We start from the raw sequence: 15,594 nt of genomic DNA, 5'->3' as shown, positions 1-15,594 counted from the left end.
GGTCAGCGCCACACCGGAGCGTCGGCGCCGCAGTGTCCCGGCGGCGTGGCCCAGGTGCCGGGGCCGCCGTCGAACGAGACCGGGGACAGGGCGTGGCGCAGCCGTCCGGCCGGGCCGTCGACGGTGCTCAGGTAGCGGTCGGGGTCGTAGGGTTCCGCGGCGGCGCGGTGTTCCGGCGCGTGATCCGTGCGGCCGTGCTCGGGGTCCGTGAGGCCGTGCAGGAGCCAGCGTGCGGTGCGGGCGAGGGCGAGCGTGGTGAGCGTCGAACCGCCGTTCCCGGCCTGCTCGGTGAGGGAGCGGAGTACCGCGGCGGCCAGCAGGTAGCCCGTTCCGTGGTCGAGTGCCTGGGCGGGCAGCGCGCCGGGGGTGCCGTCCTCGTGTGCCTCGACGGCGGCGATTCCGGTGGCCACCTGCACCAGGCTGTCGAAGCCGCGGCGGCCGCCCCACGGGCCGTCATCGCCCCAGGCGGAGAGCCGCGCGACGACGAGTCCCGGGCGGCGTTCGGCGAGCGCTTCGGGCGCCAGGCCGAACCGGTCGAGGCAGCCGGGACGGTAGCCGGTGACGACCACGTCCGCGTCGGCCAGCAGGCCGTCGAAGGCGGCCCGGCCGGAGCGGCTGCCGAGGTCCAGGGCCGCCGAGCGCTTCCCGAAGCCCGTGTCGTTGTGCGCGTCCTGGCTCTCCGGCAGCTGCGGCGCGTCGATGCGCAGCACATCGGCGCCGAGCAGCGCGAGGGTGCGGGTGGCGACCGGCCCGGCGATCACCCGGGTCAGGTCGAGCACCCGCAGCCCCTGTACGGGCAGCAGCGGATCGCCGGCCAGGGCGGGCAGCGGGCGCGGCGGGGCGCCGCCGCCGATGGGCTGGCGGGTGAGCAGCGGGTGAGTGGCCACCGCGGCGCCCTGTCCGTGTGCGGCCCACTCCTGCGGGCTGTGGGCGGCGACCGCGAGGCCGCCCGCCGCGTACACGGTCTCCTGGATCTCCTCGGCCCTGCGGCCCGCGAACTCGGCCTCGACATCGGCGGGTTGCGCGGTCGGCGGCAGGCCGAGCGCGTGCAGCAGCCGGTCCCGGTGGTGCGGGGAGTTGGCGTGGGTGCGCACCCAGCCGTCGGCGGTGCGCCAGAAGCGGGAGAGGGGGGCGAACGAGGTGGGGGCGCGGCCGTCGATCCGCAGATGGCGTTCGCTGACGAAGGCGGTGGCGACGGCACCCTCGTCGACCTGTACGGCAGGCAGCGGCCGGCCGGTGCGCAGCGCGGTCAGCTCGGCCGCGGCCAGTGCGCAGCCGGCGACGGTGGCGCGGGCCAGTGCCCGCACCGGCAGCCGGGCCGGCAGCAGGCCGGGCGGTCCGCCGTACGCGAGGCGTTGCGTCAGTTCCGGAGCGCCGCCGAGCGCTGCCCAGACCTGGTCCGTTGCCCCGTCGTGGTGTCGTTGCCCCATGTGCGCAGTGTGGCACCGGGTGCCAGGTGGAGGGTAGCGGGGGTGGGCGCGGGGTGGGTGCCGTGCCGGGCGGGGGCTGCGCGGCCGGATCCGTACCCCTTCCGGTGGGCCGAGCCACCCGAACAGGGCGGTACATGGCCGGACATGCCGCAGGTGGCCGAAGATGACTCAAGATGGCCGAACTGCGGGTAGACGATCGAGGTGCGCTCGGCATGGAGTGGAGATCGACAAGGCGGACACCGCCACAGCACCTCACCGCCGGATCCCCCCACCCGTGACCCCGCCCGGCCCCCCACCGAGCACACCGGGCCCTTTATCAGGGAGGCACCTCGTGTCCGAAGCCGTTTCCTTCCCACAGGACCGGACCTGTCCCTACCACCCGCCGACCGCCTACCAACCACTGCGCGAGCAGGGCCCGCTGGCCAAGGTCACCCTTTACGACGGGCGTGCGGTATGGGCGGTAACCGGCCACGCCGAAGCACGGACGCTGCTCGTCGATCCGCGGCTCTCGTCGGACCGGCAGAACCCGGCGTTCCCCATCCCGATGGAGCGGCTCGCGGGGATCCGCCGGGTCAAGTCGCCGCTGATCGGGGTGGACGATCCCGAGCACAACACCCAGCGGCGGATGCTGATTCCGAGCTTCAGCGTCAAGCGGATCGCCGCGATGCGGCCGGAGATCCAACGGATCGTCGACGAGCTCATCGACCGGATGCTCGCCCAGGGGCCACCGGCCGAACTGGTCTCCGCCTTCGCGCTGCCGGTGCCTTCCATGGTGATCTGCGCGCTGCTCGGTGTGCCCTACGCCGACCACGAGTTCTTCGAGGAGGAGTCCCGCCGGTTGCTGCGCGGCCCCAGCGCGCAGGACACGGATGACGCCCGGCTGCGGCTTGAGGAGTACTTCAGCGAGCTGGTCGCCCGCAAGGAGAAGGACCGGGGCGAGGGGCTGCTGGACGACCTGGTCGCCGAGCGGCTGCACAACGGCGATCTGGAGCGCGAGGAACTCGTCAGGATGGCGATGATCCTGCTGATCGCCGGGCACGAGACGACCGCCAACATGATCTCGCTCGGCACCTTCGCCCTGCTCGAACACCCGGAGCAGCTGGCGCAGTTGAGGTCCAACGACAGCCTGATGCCGACCGCCGTCGAGGAGCTGCTGCGGTTCCTCTCGATCGCCGACGGGATGCTGCGGGTGGCGACCGATGACGTCGAGATCGCCGGGCGGACCATCCGGGCCGGCGACGGCGTGATGCTGGCCACGTCCCTGATCAACCGCGACGGGTCGGCCTATGCGGACCCGGACGCACTGGACTGGGACCGTTCGGCCCGGCACCACGTGGGCTTCGGATTCGGCATCCACCAGTGCCTGGGGCAGAACCTCGCCCGCACGGAGATGGAGATCGCGTTCCGCTCACTCTTCCGCCGGATACCGGGGCTGCGGCTCGCGGCACCTGCGGAAGAGATCCCGTTCAAGCCGGGCGGCACCTTGCAGGGCATGGTGGAGCTCCCGCTGGCCTGGTGAGCACAGGAGAACCGACCGAGGGGGCCCGGTGGTTACCGGGAAACCGACCGACGAAAGGGGTCCGGCATGCGGATCACCATCGACAAGGACGTCTGTATCGGCGCCGGGCAGTGCGCCCTGACGGCGCCCGGGGTGTTCACCCAGGACGACGACGGCTTCAGCGCGCTGCTGCCCGGCCGTGAGGACGGCGCGGGCGACCCGCTGCTGCGGGAGGCCACCCGCGCCTGCCCGGTACAGGCGATCGACGTCGCCGAAGACTGACGGGGAACCGTCCGCCGGCCCGCCCCGCCGCTTCGGGTGGCGGGGCGGCAGGGCCCAGGGCGCTTCTGACGGATCTCCGTCAGAAGCGCCCTGGTCGGTCCTGGATGACGGGGAGTTCGATGACGCCGGTGTCCTCGGGTGCGCTGGTGACCGTCACCGGCTTGATGCCGCGGTTGCCCGCGTAGGCGGAGTCGCTCGCGGCGATGACGAAGCGCAGCCGATGGCCCGGCTGGTAGCGGTGCACGAGGCCCGGGAGCTGCACGGTGAACTTCCGGGTCGCGTCGGGCACCCTGGCCGGGGCCACCAGCCGGTGCACCAGCGTTTTGCTGCCGTCCGGCGCGATGTCGTAGAGCTTGGCGAACAGCACCAGCCGGTTGGCCGCGTCCGGGGAGTTCTGCACCTGCTCGGTCTTCGGCGAGACGACCTTCAGGGTCACCTTGGGGGTGCCCGCCACATCCAGCGGCTTGCCGGTCACCGGCTCGGACGTCCAGTCCAGGTGCGTGCCCTTGATGTCGTACGGCGCCGGGTCCGGCAGCTTCAGCAGGCCGGCCAGCGAACTCTCCGAATGGCTGGTGGGCACCAGCCAGTTGCGGTATTCGCGGCTGCCGCGGACGACCTTCCTGCGGTTGTCGACGAGCCTGCCGTCGCCGGAGAGGTACAGCTTCCGGCTGCCGCCCGCGGGGAAGGACGGCGCGGTGCCGTACGCCGGGCCTTCGGTCACCCAGTCGCGGTAGTAGGCGAAGGCGGGGCCGGTGTCGGTGCCGGTCTTGTGGTGCAGGTAGCGGTCGAACCAGGCGAGAATCCGCTGTCCGACGTAGCTGGTATCCAAGTTGCCCTTGCTCAGGTCGAGTTCGCCGGGCGCCGGCTTGTCCATGCCGCCGCTGTGGCCCCAGGACTGCCAGATCATCTTGGCCTCGGTGCCCTGGGCGGTGAGCGTGCGGTAGGTGGCGGCGGCCTCGTTGAGGTTGAAGAGGGTGTCGGCCTGCCCCTGGACGAGCAGGGTCGGCGCCTTCACCGACTTCAGGTACGAGACCGGGGAGACGCTGCGCGCGTAGTGCAGCATCTTCGCGGTGCGGTCCGCGGGGTAGTGCCCGGAGTCCAGCAGCCGCTTGGTCTCGCAGGCGTCGGCGACGAAGTGCAGACAGCCCGCGCCGCCGATTCTGGACGGGTCCAGGCTCGGGTTCAGCAGCCCCTGCGCCTCGCCTATCAGGAAGAACCCGCCCGTCCACTCCTTCTTGTACGCGCCGGGCACCGGTCCGCTCACGCCGTGCGTGCGGCCCGCGTTGTTGGGGTCGAGGGAGTACGCGAGGTCGTTCCAGGTGATGAGCGGGACCAGTGCGTCGACGCGGTGGTCGACGGCGGCGGTGGCCATCTGGATCGCGCCGCCGTAGGAGCCACCGATCATGCCGACGCGGGGGTCGCGGGCGGCGTCCTTGGTGACGTAGTCGACGCGGGTGCCGTCATCGGCGGTACGGGCTCCGGCGAGGAAATCGATCAGCCCGCTCGCCGCCTTGCCGTCGGTCTGCGGGTCGTCCAGGGAGATCGGGCAGCCGCTCTTGCCGAAGCCCAACCCGGAGTAGGACAGGGCGACATAGCCGCGGGCGGCGAACGCGCCGGCGGTGGCGGCGGTGGAGCCGTCGTTCTTGCTGCCGCCGAAGCCGTTCGTGGTCAGCACGGCGGGCGCCGGGTGGGCGGCGTCGACTCCGGCGGGGCGGTAGAGGTCCGCGTCCACGGTGCAGTTGCGGTCGCCGGCCCGCACCGTCAGCTTCAGGGCGGTGACGGTGAACGGGGCCGGCGCGGCGGCGGCTGCCGGAGCGGCCGCCGCGAGCGGCACGGCGAGGGCGGTGGTGGCCAGCAGGGTCAGGGAAGTGCGGAGAACGGAGCGGGATGCGGCGCGGGACGCTGCGCGGGACACGCTGGGCACGGAGACCTCCACAAGGACATGTCGTACCGACCAGTCGGTAACGGCCGGGCTCATGTTGTGGCCTGGTCAACATCCGTGTCAACGCTGCGGACACGGGTTGTTACGCCAGGTGGGAGGAGTGCCGCGGACGCACGGGACGCGCCCGGAGCGTCCGCCGCCCCTCCCGCCGGCTCAGGTCAACGCCGGTACGTCCAGCGTCAGCGTGCCCGCGTCGGCGTCCAGGGTGGCGGCCACGCCGAGCGGCACGGTCAGCGCGCGGTCGCCGTGCCCGAACCCGAACTCCTCGACGACCGGCACCCCGAGGCCGCCCAGCCGGTCCGCCAGCACCTCACGCACCTTCGGGTACGGGCCGCAGCGGGCCCAGGAGCCGAGGACGATGCCGGCGACACCGTCCAGCCAGCCGGCGCGCAGCAGTTGGGTGAGCGCCCGGTCGATGCGGTACGGCTGCTCCCCCACGTCCTCCAGGAGCAGCAGCCCGCCGGCCGCGCCGGGGCGGGCCTGCGGGGTGCCCAGTTCGGAGGCGAGCATCGCCAGGCAGCCGCCGAGGGTGACGCCGCGGGCCCGGCCCGGCACCAGCGGCATGGTGGCCTCGGGCGCCAGGGTGCGTTCCGCCTCCGGCGCGAAGAGCGTGCGCCGCAGCTGCTCGCGGGTCGCCTCGTCCTTGAGGAACACCTCGCCGGCGACGGCCGGACCGTAGAAGGAGACGACACCCGCGCGCACCGCGAACGCCTCCTGGAGCACCGTCACATCGCTGAAACCGACGAGGGGCTTGGGGGCTGCGGCCCGGATGGCGTCCCAGTCGAGCAGGTCGACCATCCGCTGGGCGCCGTAGCCGCCGCGGGCGGCGAACACCGCGGCGATCTCCGGATCGCACCAGGCGCGCTGGAGGTCGGCGGCCCGCCGGGCGTCATCCGCCGCGAGGTGGTGCAGCGTGGCGTGCCGTCCGGCGGCGTGCGGTCCGGCGACCGCGTCGAGGCCCCAGCCGCGCAGGATGTCGAGGCCGCCGTCCAGCCGCTCGAGGGCGAGCGGGCCGCTGGGGGCGATCACCGCGACCCGGTCGCCGGGCCGCAGCCGGGGCGGCCGGGTCAGTCCGGCCGCGGTCACGAGCGCAGCTCCAGGGGTGCGGCATCGGGGCGGCTGATGCCGAAGGTGTGGGTGTAGAGGGCGAGTTCGGCCTCGATCGTGCGCACCAAGGTCGCCTCCCGGCGGAAGCCGTGGCCCTCGCCGGCGAACGAGAGGTAGGCGTGCGGCACGCCGCGCCCGGCGACCTCGGCGAGGAACCGCTCGCACTGCGCGGGCGGGCAGATCACATCGTCCAGGCCCTGGAGCAGCAGGAACGGCGCGGTGATCCGGTCTGCGCGGTGCAGCGGCGAACGGTCGCGGTAGCGCTCGGGGACCTCGGCGAGCGGGCCGATGAGCGACTCCAGGTACTGCGACTCGAAGTCGTGGGTCTCGCCGGTCGCCCAGCCGGCGAGGTCCAGGATCGGGTAGCTGATCGTGCCGCAGGCGTAGAGGTCGGTGGAGGTCAGCGAGGCGGCGGTGGTCCAGCCGCCCGCGCTGCCGCCGCGGATCGCCAGCCGGGCGCGGTCGGCGGTGCCCTCCTCGGCCAGTGCCCCGGCGACGGCCGCGCAGTCCTCGACGTCGACCACGCCCCACTGGCCGCGCAGCCGCTCGCGGTACGCGCGGCCGTAGCCGGTCGAGCCGCCGTAGTTGACCTCGGCGACGCCGATGCCGCGGGAGGTGAAGTAGGCGATCTCCAGGTCGAGTACGAGGGGGGCGTGGCTGGTGGGGCCGCCGTGCGCCCAGATCACGTAGGGCGGCAGTTCGCCCTCGGGCGCCGTGTGGTCGGGGTTGTGCGGCGGGTAGAGGTGCGCGTGGATCTCCCGTCCGCCGGGGCCTGTGAACGTACGGGCCCGGGGCCTGGGGTAATAGGCCGGGTCCAGGACGTCGACGTGCCGGGAGGCGATGACGCGGGTGCGGCCGGTGCAGGTGTCCAGTTCGGCGATTTCGTATCCGCTGTGCGGGCCCGCGGCGATGCCGACGACCCGGCTGCCGTGCACGGCGAGGTGGGGTGCCCATTCCGTCCACGGGCCCACCGCGTCGACCAGTTCGCCGGTGACCGGGTCGAGGATGCCCAGGGTGGTGGCGCCGCGGCCGTGGACCACCGCGATCGTGCCGTTCTCCAGGGGCAGGAACCAGCGCTGCCCGATGTTCCACAGCGGGCCGCCGAACTCCTCCTCGCGGGCGGCGCACAGGGCCCGGCCCCGGGCCGCGCCGTCGGCCGCCGTGTCCGGGTCGATGCTCCGCAGTTGCCACCAGCCGCTGAGGTCGGAGACGTACAGCAGCGAGCCGTCCGCCGCCCATTCGATCTGGGCGACCGATTCGCCGGTCCCGCCGCCGGGCGCGGCGCTGCCGGGGTCGCCGGATCCGCCGATCAGCGGCCGGATGCCTCGGAAGGCGCCGTCGGCCGTGATGTCGGCGGTCATCACGACGGTGTGGTCCCACGGCATCCGGGGGTGGTCCCAGGCGATCCAGGCCGCGCGGGTGCCGTCCGGCGAGATCCGCGGGCCGGTGACGAAGCGGTGCCGGCCGTCACTCAACTCCCTCACCGCGGAACGGTCCTGGGCCGCGGAGCCGTCGAGCGGTACGGCGGCGATCACCCGGCGGACATCGGTGGGCCGCTCCCCGGTGAACTCCTCCAGGACGCACCACACCTCACCGCGCTCGGGGCACAGCACCGGGTCCACCCAGCGCAGTCCGCGTCCGACGGCGGACAGTGGGGTGAGAGGGCGGGGGGATGCGCCGCTGTCCGGTTCGCAGGCGTAGAGGCGCTGGTCGGCGAAGTCGCTGAAGACGACCAGCGGTCCGCGGGCGGTGACCGTGCCGGCCCAGGGCTGGCCGCCGTATTCCAGGACCCGGCTGCGGACGTTCCAGGGCGCGGGCAGCACGGACTCCTCGGTGCCGTCGGGGCGCCTGCGGATGAGGGCGCGTCGGCCGCCCTCGGCCGGCCGCGGCGCGGTCCACCAGATCTCGTCGCCGACCATGCCGACGAAGGCCGGGCGGCCGTCGTGGGCGGCGACGGTCCTGGCGTCCATCGGGGAGCGCCAGGCGCCGTAGGGAGCCGTCGTCACCATGCGGGATGTTCCTCCTTCACCGGGCGGAGCCGGGACCTTGGGGTGCGCGGGGGCGGGGCGGCCGGTCACGGTCACGCCCTATGCCTGTCGCAGGAAGTGGTCGAGTACGCGGACGCCGAAGTGCAGGGCGTCGACGGGCACGCGTTCGTCCACGCCGTGGAAGAGCGCCTGGTAGTCGAAGCCCTCGGGGAGCTTGAGCGGGGAGAAACCGTAGCCGGTGATGCCGAGGCGGGAGAACTGCTTGGCGTCGGTGCCACCCGACATGCAGTACGGCACGACGTGGCCGTCGGGGTCGAAGCGTTCGAGCGCGGCCCGCATCCCGGCGAACGTCGGGGAGTCGACCGGGGCCTGCAGGGCGACCTCGCCGTGGTGGAGCTCCCAGCTCACGTCGGGCCCGGTGAGCCGGTCCATGGTGGCGCGGAACTCCGCCTCGCCGCCGGGCACGACCCTGCCGTCCACCTGGGCGACGGCGCTGCCCGGGATCACGTTGACCTTGTAACCGGCCTCCAGCATCGTCGGGTTGGCGCTGTTGCGGACCGTCGGCTCGACCAGGGAAGCGGCCGTGCCGAGCCGGGCCAGCAGGGCGTCGACATCGAAGCCGGGCGCCTCGGGGTCGACGGATTCGCCGTGCAGTGCGGCCAGTTCGCGCAGGGCGGCGACCACGGTCGGGGTGAGGCGGAGCGGCCACTCGTGCGCGCCGATCCGGGCGACGGCGGCGGCGAGCCGGCTGACGGCGTTGGCGTGGTTGACCTTCGAGCCGTGCCCGGCCCGGCCGTGGGCGGTCAACTTCAGCCACGCCGTGCCGCGTTCGCCCGCCGCGACCGGGTACAGCCGGAGTCCGCTGTCGGTGTGGAAGGAGAAGGCGCCGGATTCGCTGATGCCTTCCGTGCAGCCGTCGAACAGTGCGGCGTGCTGATCGGCGAGGAAGCCGGAGCCGTCCTCGGCGCTGGCCTCTTCGTCGGCGGTGAAGGCCAGCACGATGTCCCGGCGCGGCCGCATGCCTGCCCGCGCCCACCTGCGGATGGTGGCGAGCACCATCGCGTCCATGTTCTTCATGTCGATGGCGCCGCGGCCCCAGACCACGCCGTCGCGTACCTCGCCCGAGAAGGGGTGCACGGTCCAGTCCGCCGGTTCGGCGGGCACCACGTCCAGATGGCCGTGCACGAGCAGGGCGTCGGCTCCCGGGTCGCTGCCCTCGATCCGGGCGACGACGTTCGTGCGGCCCTTGCTGCGCTCCAGCAGGGCCGGTTCGAGCCCGGCCTCGGCCAGCCGCTCGGCGACGTACTCGGCGGCCGGGCGCTCCTGGCACGCGCCGTCGCCACGGTTGGTGGTGTCGATGCGGATGAGGTCGGAGGTGAACCGCACGGCCTCGTCGAGTGCCTGCGCGTCGACCGGACCGTTCTGCTCAGCCATACTGCTCCTCCACTGCGGACGAAACGACGGTGGTGACCGCCTTGAAACAGCGGATTCCTTCGTACATGTCCTGCGTCGTATAGGCGACGCGGCGCTCCCCGCTGCGCTCCACCCCGGGCACGCAGGTGGCGGCGCCGACCAGATGCTCGGCGTCGAACTCCATCTCCACCCGGAACGGGCCACCGCGGGCCGCTTCCTGACGGACGGCCAGCGGCGCCGCCTCACGGGCCGCGGCGCGGATGGCGGCCGCGGTGCGGGCCGGCGGGCGGCAGACCGCGGCATAGCGCGAGACATAGTCCTTGACCGCCACGCCGCGGGCCTGCGGCGCGTAGGTCAGGGCGTCCTGGCAGGTGCGGTCGTCGCCGGTGACCAGCACCACGGGGACGCCGTACTCGGCCACGACGAGGGAGTTGAGGTGGCCCTCGCTCGCGCGGGCGCCGTTGACCCACACTCCGGTCAGGGTGTTGGCGAGGTAGGTGTGGGCGAGGACGCCTTCGGTGCCGGCGCCGGTGTGGTAGCCGACGAAGGCGATGCCGTCGACGTCGCCGTGCTGGACGCCTTCGACCATGCTCAGCGCCTTGTGCCGGCCGGTGAGCAGCTGGGCGCGTTCGTCGAGCTGTTCCAGCAGGAGATTGCGCATCGTCCAGTGCGCCTCGTTGACGAGGACTTCGTCTGCGCCGCCGTCGAAGAATCCGGCGATTGCCGCGTTGACGTCGGAGGTGAACATGTGACGGCAGCGTTCCCACTGGGGGGTGCCGGGCAGCACGTCGGCGGGCCAGGTCACGCCGGTGGCGCCCTCCATGTCCGCACTGATCAGGATCTTCATGATGGTCCGCCTTCTTGCAGGTCAGAAGCTGTCTGGGCCAGCCGTGACATCAGTCGCCGACATCAGTTCCCGAAGAACATCGGTCAGGACCCCAACTCCACCCCCAATACAAGCATCTTCACCGTCAGCTGCGCGCTTCCCCTCCCCGCCGAGGAGGGGAAGCGCTCTGCGCTGTCAGCAACGGGCTCGTCAGCCCCGAGCAACGCCCCCACTCTGTCGAATGCCTCGCGCTGGGCCTGCAGGGCGGCATGGGTGTAGACCCACATCGAGGTATCAACATGGCTGCGCCCCAAGATGGCCTGTGTCTCATGGGGTTTGGTGCCAGTGTCGGCCAGAAGGCTCGACGCGCCGTGACGGAGGTCGTGGAGCCGGATGGTGCGGAGCCCCAGCTTCTCGCACAGCCGCTTGAAGGCTCCGGCCAGGGCATCCTCATTCATCCGCTGCCCTTTGTCGCCGGTGAAGACGTAATCGCTCTCCACCCATCTCGCACCTGCCTTGAGGCGCTGCCCCTCCTGCCGCCCCCTGTTCTTGGAGCGGAATTACCAAAACTTCAGGGAGACCCACAAGTCCCTTATTTTTCTTCCGCCCTTCATCTTTCGGCTTGTAATCTACATCCACGATTTCCCGACCTGGAACCTTGATCCTCTGACTCTGCAGCCGCACTAGCAGCGTGCGCTTATCCAATTCGACACCCGACCACCGGAGACCACGCACTCCGCCTCGACGCAGGCCAACCAAGAGCGCGAAAAGGAAACCAACTCCAAGCCAATACTTCCGGGCAGCGCGGAAAAACTATAGCTTCCTCATGGGGCCAGGGTTCGTAGTCGCCTGTTACGACGTCAGGCAAGTCCACCAACTGTGCAACGTTCCGCATCAGCAGGTCTTCCCTCATTGCAGCCGTGAGCGCCGACCGCAATGGCACGAGTGCGCGCTTCGCCGTACTGGCGCCCTTGGATTTAAGCATCACAGCCCTGAATTCACGGACGTCAGCAATGGTCAGGCTGGCCAGCCTCTTCGCCCCGAGGCGAGGCTTCAGATGAAGTCGAACACATTGCTCATAACCAGCGTACGTAGCGTACGAGTGGTCCACGAGGATCACATTCTCCAGCCAATAATCCCGCCAGTCGGCCAGCTTCACATCGCGCGCGGGGACGGGTACATTGTCACGCTTCTTGGCGAGCAACTCGTCACGCTTACGAATGCACTCCTCGCAAGAACGCGAGTAGACCCATTTCGGCTTCAATCCCCCATCAGGCTGTAGCACATAGACCCGTGCTGCAAAGCGGCCGTCAGACCTCTTCGCCGGATCCATTCCAGCTCCGTTTGGGCGGCGCTTAGCGATCTCGATTCTCCTTCTGCTGGGCAACAAAGGTACGCACGTCTCGGGCCAGGACACGACGGCTCCGGCCGATAGCGAACGACGCAAGACGGGCTTCGCGAATCAGATCGAACACCTTGTTCTTACTGATTCTCAGCCAACTAGCAACTTCCGGCACAGTCAGCGCCTCGTCATCCGAGTAACTCAGAGCTGGCTTATTTTCAGGATCCCTATTGCACAGGCAATAAGAAGGCATCACGACTCGGGACATGGGTTTTCCTTACACGGCGCGAATGCTGATGCTTTCGCACACCAGCAGCCGACCGAGCTCCTTTAGCTTAACGACGCCTCAACACCGATGTTGAATTCTGCCGTTCCTCGGTCTGCGGCTCTCAACTGCTGACCGCTATCTCTTTTGCCGGATCCAGGCAGCACTGATCACCTAGCCCGCACCACTCCACCGCCAAGTACAGCCGGTGCGAACTACATCCATGGTCTGGACGATCCCCGGTTTGGCTAACCGGGGATCGTCGGCTATGTAGTGGGAGTCAGAATGGAGTTCACTGCCGAGCGCCGAGCTGGAAGGCGTCAGGAAGCAGGTCGGCCAGAGTCGAGGCTGTACGTCGCGCTGTCCGCGGCCAGGGCGAGGAGGCCGTCGCCGGTGAGGCGGCCGAGAGCGCGGGCAATGCCCGGCTCGCGGATGCCGAGGGCGTGGGCGATCTGTTGTGCCATCAGGCCGGGGTGGACGGCGACGTAGGCGAGGACCACTCGGTCACGTCGGTAGTCCTGTTGCCACACGTGCTCTGCGAACAGCCCGGCTGCACAGACGCAGAGGCACAGCGCAGTGGAGAGGGCGACATAGTCGTCGCGCTGCTGTGCGATCCACGCGTTCAGGGCGCCTAGGGCGTGTATGGAGTTGTGATCAAGGTTGTGATTCGAGGTGTCGGATCCAGAGGAGACCGGCGCATAATTCGAGTCCGGCCTGGTAGCTTTCGGGCCTTTTGTCGTAGCGGACTGCAAGGCCGCGCCAGTCCTTGATCTTGTTAATGGTGCGTTCGACGCTGTTGCGGAGCTTGTACAGGTGCTTGTCCCAGGTGACGGGCCGTCCGCCACGCGAGCCACGGTTCTTGCCGTGGGCCGGGCGGGCCGCACACTCACGGCAAGGCGCGCTGCACACCCGTCGCTGGGCGCGCAGCACACCCCGCCGGATGAGCCGCCCGGCCCGTTCTCCGTCGGGAGCGACCGGCGCTGGGGTCGACGCGGACGCCCAGCCGGTGCGGGCGGGTCAGCGTTGCCGGATCATGGGGTGCGTGGCCAGGGCGGTGACCTCGATGTCGGCGTACGGCCAGATCGGCAGGCTGGTCAGAGCCTCTTCCAGCGCGTCGGCGTCGACGGCAGACCATATGCCGACGTTGCCGCGCCGGCCCGGGATCCGCCAGAACTGCTGGATCACTCCCTCGTCCAGCAGTTGACGGCCCCGCTCCCGTTCCCGGCGGATGAGATCGTCGCGTTCGTCGGCGGGCAGCGTGTAGACGCGGGAACCGTCGACCTGCACGAGAAACTCCATGGGGACCTCCTTGGTCGATGTGCCGCCAGGAAGACTACATCGAACAATGTAGAACTTCGAAATAGTAGTCTTGCCCCCATGCCGAAGAGTCCGCATCACCCCGATCTCGGGGACGTTCAGCTTGCAAGGCTGCTCTCTGCCCTGGGGGATCCGGCCCGGCTCGCGATCATCTCCGTACTGGCGGACCGCGCCGAGCACCAGCGTGAGGACTTTTCCGTGAGCCTCGGGCCATCCACGGTGAGCCACCACATGCGGATCCTGCGAGAAGCGGGGCTGACTCTCCACCGCTTCGAGGGCACCCGCTGCTTCGTCTCGCTGCGGGAGGACACCCTCGACCGCTTCTCCGCGGCACTGACGGGCATCCTTGAGGCCCTCGACACCATCGACACGCATTAATGTGTGGGGTTGTGATCTCGTGGATCCCCGACCTGAGGGTCCGGCTCATGGAGTAGAACGGTGGGATGTCTCGCCCTCAACTTTCGGATGCCGAGTGGGAGTTCATCTCCCCGTTCCTGCCGGTCGGTGAGTACGGGCCGTACCCGGAGAACTGCGGGCGCACTTCGAGGGCGTCGTGTGGCGGTTCAGGAACGGGGCGAAGTGGCGGGAGGTGCCCGAACGGTTCGGGCGCTGGTCTACCGTTTACGGCCGGTTTCGGCAGTGGCGGGATGCCGGGGTGTTCACCGCGGTGTTCCAGGGGGTGATCGCCGAGGCGGCGAAGCGAGGTCTTGTGGACTTGTCGCTGGTCAGTGTGGACTCGACCACGGTCCGGGTCCATCATGATGCCGCGGGGGTGATCGTGGAGCCCGAGACCCTGAACGCCGTGGAGAAGGCGGCCGCGGAAAGGGGGGCACCAGCGAGGGACAAGACGGGCAACTGGACCCGAAGCGGGAAGAACGGCGGCACGTGCGCGGTCGCCGCAGGGCCCGGCTCGCCGCCGCCGACCTTGGACGTTCCCGCGGCGGACTGACCACCAAGACGCACCTGTCCTGTGTGCCGCAATGCCTGCCCCTCTCGCTCAAGATCACTGCGGGGCAGGCCGGAGACAGTCCGCAGACCATCCCCGTCCTGAACAAGATCCGTGTCCCTGGTCGGCCGGCCCCGTACCCGGCCCGGCGCAGTTGCCGGAGACAAGGCGCACTCGTCCCGCAAGAATCGCTCCCACCTGCGTAAACGTGGGATCAGGGCGGTCATCCCCGAAAAGAAGGATCAGGCCGCCCACCGCAAGAACCGTGGCTCGCGTGGCGGACGGCCCGTCACCTGGGACAAGCACCTGTACAAGCTCCGCAACAGCGTCGAACGCACCATTAACAAGATCAAGGACTGGCGCGGCCTTGCAGTCCACTACGACAAAAGGCCCGAAAGCCACCAGGCCGGACTCGAATTATGCGCCGGTCCCCTCTGGATCCGACACCTCGAATCACAACCTTGATCACAACTCCGTACACGGCCTAGATCCGTCATGCAACTGTCCGCAGGAGCGCCTGTTTGCACTGGATCAGCAGCCACTGTTCTGCCTCTGCCAACGTCCAGCCGTTGTCCTCGGTGAGTGTGAAGTAACCGTTGTAGCCGAAGTAGAACCACAGGATGTCAGTCGCACTTCGAGCGTCGACGCCGTCCGCGAGACCGTCCAGCTCCTCCAGGCGGGCCGCGATCGCAGCCATACTGCTGCGGTAGCGCTCCGTGGAGTCACGTAGGCCCTGCGCGGCCGTCTCGTCGTGCGGGGCCGCACTCAACAGGACCCGCATGACTGCTCCGTGATCCTCGCGGACCTTGCGACTGGCGGACGCCACGAGCGCCAGGATCTCGTCGCAGTCCTGCAGCGTGTGCAGGCGTTCCCGGCTCTCCTTGAGCAGCGGGGAGTTCGCCCACTCTTCGACCATGACCCGAAGCAGCCCCTGCTTGCCGCCGCCCACTGCATACACAGTGCCCGGCGCCACATGGGCGAGCTCGGCAATCTCGTCGATCTTGCTCCCGAAGAAACCGCGCTCGGCGAAGAGCCTGCGCGCCGCGTCAATGATCGCCTGGCGGGTCAGCTCGGCGTATTCGGCGCGGCGGTTCGGCTGTCGTGTACTCACGGACCACATGATACGGGTTCACCAAAGATGACCACAGGTATGTTCAGATGAGCTGTGCTCATCTAAAGTGAGCTTGGTTCGCTGGAACGTACACGATCATCACAGTCCGGTAGCGACGACAGGCGCG

At 70.0% G+C, this 15,594-nt stretch carries 15 protein-coding genes and 1 pseudogene; 4 read left to right on the top strand and 12 right to left on the bottom strand.

What is annotated here, in order from left to right:
* Positions 1-2: 2 nt before the first annotated feature.
* Positions 3-1,430 (bottom strand): CoA transferase, encoded by a 1,428-nt coding sequence (locus LIU39_RS00485; RefSeq protein ID WP_227043311.1) that lies wholly within the window; start codon positions 1,428-1,430, stop codon positions 3-5.
* A 331-nt stretch (positions 1,431-1,761) separates the two neighbouring features.
* Here LIU39_RS00485 and LIU39_RS00475 point away from each other — a divergent pair, with 331 nt between their 5' ends.
* Both LIU39_RS00475 and LIU39_RS00470 read left to right on the top strand, forming a co-directional pair.
* Positions 1,762-2,949 carry a cytochrome P450 gene (locus LIU39_RS00475; RefSeq protein WP_227043309.1) on the top strand — a complete coding sequence of 396 codons (1,188 nt, stop codon included), beginning with the start codon at positions 1,762-1,764 and terminating at the stop codon, positions 2,947-2,949.
* 66 nt (positions 2,950-3,015) lie between these two features.
* Complete coding sequence (locus tag LIU39_RS00470) at positions 3,016-3,210, top strand: ferredoxin (protein WP_227043308.1); 195 nt, start codon at positions 3,016-3,018, stop codon at positions 3,208-3,210.
* A gap of 79 nt (positions 3,211-3,289) precedes the next feature.
* On the opposite strand, the gene LIU39_RS00465 is transcribed toward LIU39_RS00470, so the two are convergent.
* The 10 genes from LIU39_RS00465 to LIU39_RS00420 all read right to left on the bottom strand — a co-directional run bounded on the left by LIU39_RS00465 (position 3,290) and on the right by LIU39_RS00420 (position 13,392).
* Positions 3,290-5,134 carry a CocE/NonD family hydrolase gene (locus tag LIU39_RS00465; RefSeq protein WP_227043307.1) on the bottom strand — a complete coding sequence of 615 codons (1,845 nt, stop codon included), beginning with the start codon at positions 5,132-5,134 and terminating at the stop codon, positions 3,290-3,292.
* 171 nt (positions 5,135-5,305) lie between these two features.
* Positions 5,306-6,238: a S66 peptidase family protein gene (locus LIU39_RS00460; protein ID WP_227043303.1), complete on the bottom strand. Its 933-nt coding sequence runs from the start codon at positions 6,236-6,238 to the stop codon at positions 5,306-5,308.
* Positions 6,235-8,268, bottom strand: coding sequence for a prolyl oligopeptidase family serine peptidase (locus tag LIU39_RS00455; protein ID WP_227043301.1), 2,034 nt, complete (start codon positions 8,266-8,268; stop codon positions 6,235-6,237). Before LIU39_RS00455 ends, LIU39_RS00460 begins: the two co-directional genes overlap by 4 nt.
* A 78-nt stretch (positions 8,269-8,346) precedes the next feature.
* Positions 8,347-9,681: a M20/M25/M40 family metallo-hydrolase gene (locus tag LIU39_RS00450; protein WP_227043300.1), complete on the bottom strand. Its 1,335-nt coding sequence runs from the start codon at positions 9,679-9,681 to the stop codon at positions 8,347-8,349.
* Complete coding sequence (locus LIU39_RS00445; protein WP_227043299.1) at positions 9,674-10,507, bottom strand: M55 family metallopeptidase; 834 nt, start codon at positions 10,505-10,507, stop codon at positions 9,674-9,676. Before LIU39_RS00445 ends, LIU39_RS00450 begins: the two co-directional genes overlap by 8 nt.
* A gap of 83 nt (positions 10,508-10,590) precedes the next feature.
* Entirely contained in the window at positions 10,591-10,986 is a 396-nt protein-coding gene (locus LIU39_RS00440; protein ID WP_227043298.1) for a tyrosine-type recombinase/integrase, read from the bottom strand.
* Between the two features lie 197 nt (positions 10,987-11,183).
* Entirely contained in the window at positions 11,184-11,819 is a 636-nt protein-coding gene (locus LIU39_RS35440) for a tyrosine-type recombinase/integrase (protein ID WP_227043297.1), read from the bottom strand.
* A gap of 22 nt (positions 11,820-11,841) precedes the next feature.
* Positions 11,842-12,081: a helix-turn-helix domain-containing protein gene (locus tag LIU39_RS00430; protein WP_308409328.1), complete on the bottom strand. Its 240-nt coding sequence runs from the start codon at positions 12,079-12,081 to the stop codon at positions 11,842-11,844.
* Between the two features lie 332 nt (positions 12,082-12,413).
* Positions 12,414-12,623, bottom strand: coding sequence for a MarR family transcriptional regulator (locus LIU39_RS00425; RefSeq protein ID WP_227043296.1), 210 nt, complete (start codon positions 12,621-12,623; stop codon positions 12,414-12,416).
* A gap of 487 nt (positions 12,624-13,110) precedes the next feature.
* The gene (locus LIU39_RS00420) at positions 13,111-13,392 is read right to left on the bottom strand and encodes a muconolactone Delta-isomerase (protein ID WP_227043295.1); all 282 of its coding nucleotides are present in this window, start codon (positions 13,390-13,392) and stop codon (positions 13,111-13,113) included.
* Between the two features lie 78 nt (positions 13,393-13,470).
* On the opposite strand from LIU39_RS00420, the gene LIU39_RS00415 reads away from it, so the two are divergent.
* Positions 13,471-13,788 carry an ArsR/SmtB family transcription factor gene (locus LIU39_RS00415; RefSeq protein WP_227043294.1) on the top strand — a complete coding sequence of 106 codons (318 nt, stop codon included), beginning with the start codon at positions 13,471-13,473 and terminating at the stop codon, positions 13,786-13,788.
* Positions 13,789-13,853: 65 nt separating this feature from the next.
* Positions 13,854-14,821, top strand: a pseudogene (locus tag LIU39_RS00410) (IS5 family transposase).
* Between the two features lie 28 nt (positions 14,822-14,849).
* Here the strand turns inward: LIU39_RS00410 and LIU39_RS00405 are convergent.
* Positions 14,850-15,467: a TetR/AcrR family transcriptional regulator gene (locus LIU39_RS00405; protein WP_227043292.1), complete on the bottom strand. Its 618-nt coding sequence runs from the start codon at positions 15,465-15,467 to the stop codon at positions 14,850-14,852.
* Positions 15,468-15,594: the final 127 nt, after the last annotated feature.

The organism is Streptomyces pinistramenti, from assembly GCF_020564935.1.
Taxonomy (GTDB): Bacteria; Actinomycetota; Actinomycetes; order Streptomycetales; family Streptomycetaceae; genus Streptomyces; species Streptomyces pinistramenti.
This window is presented reverse-complemented; position numbering and strand designations above follow the sequence as displayed.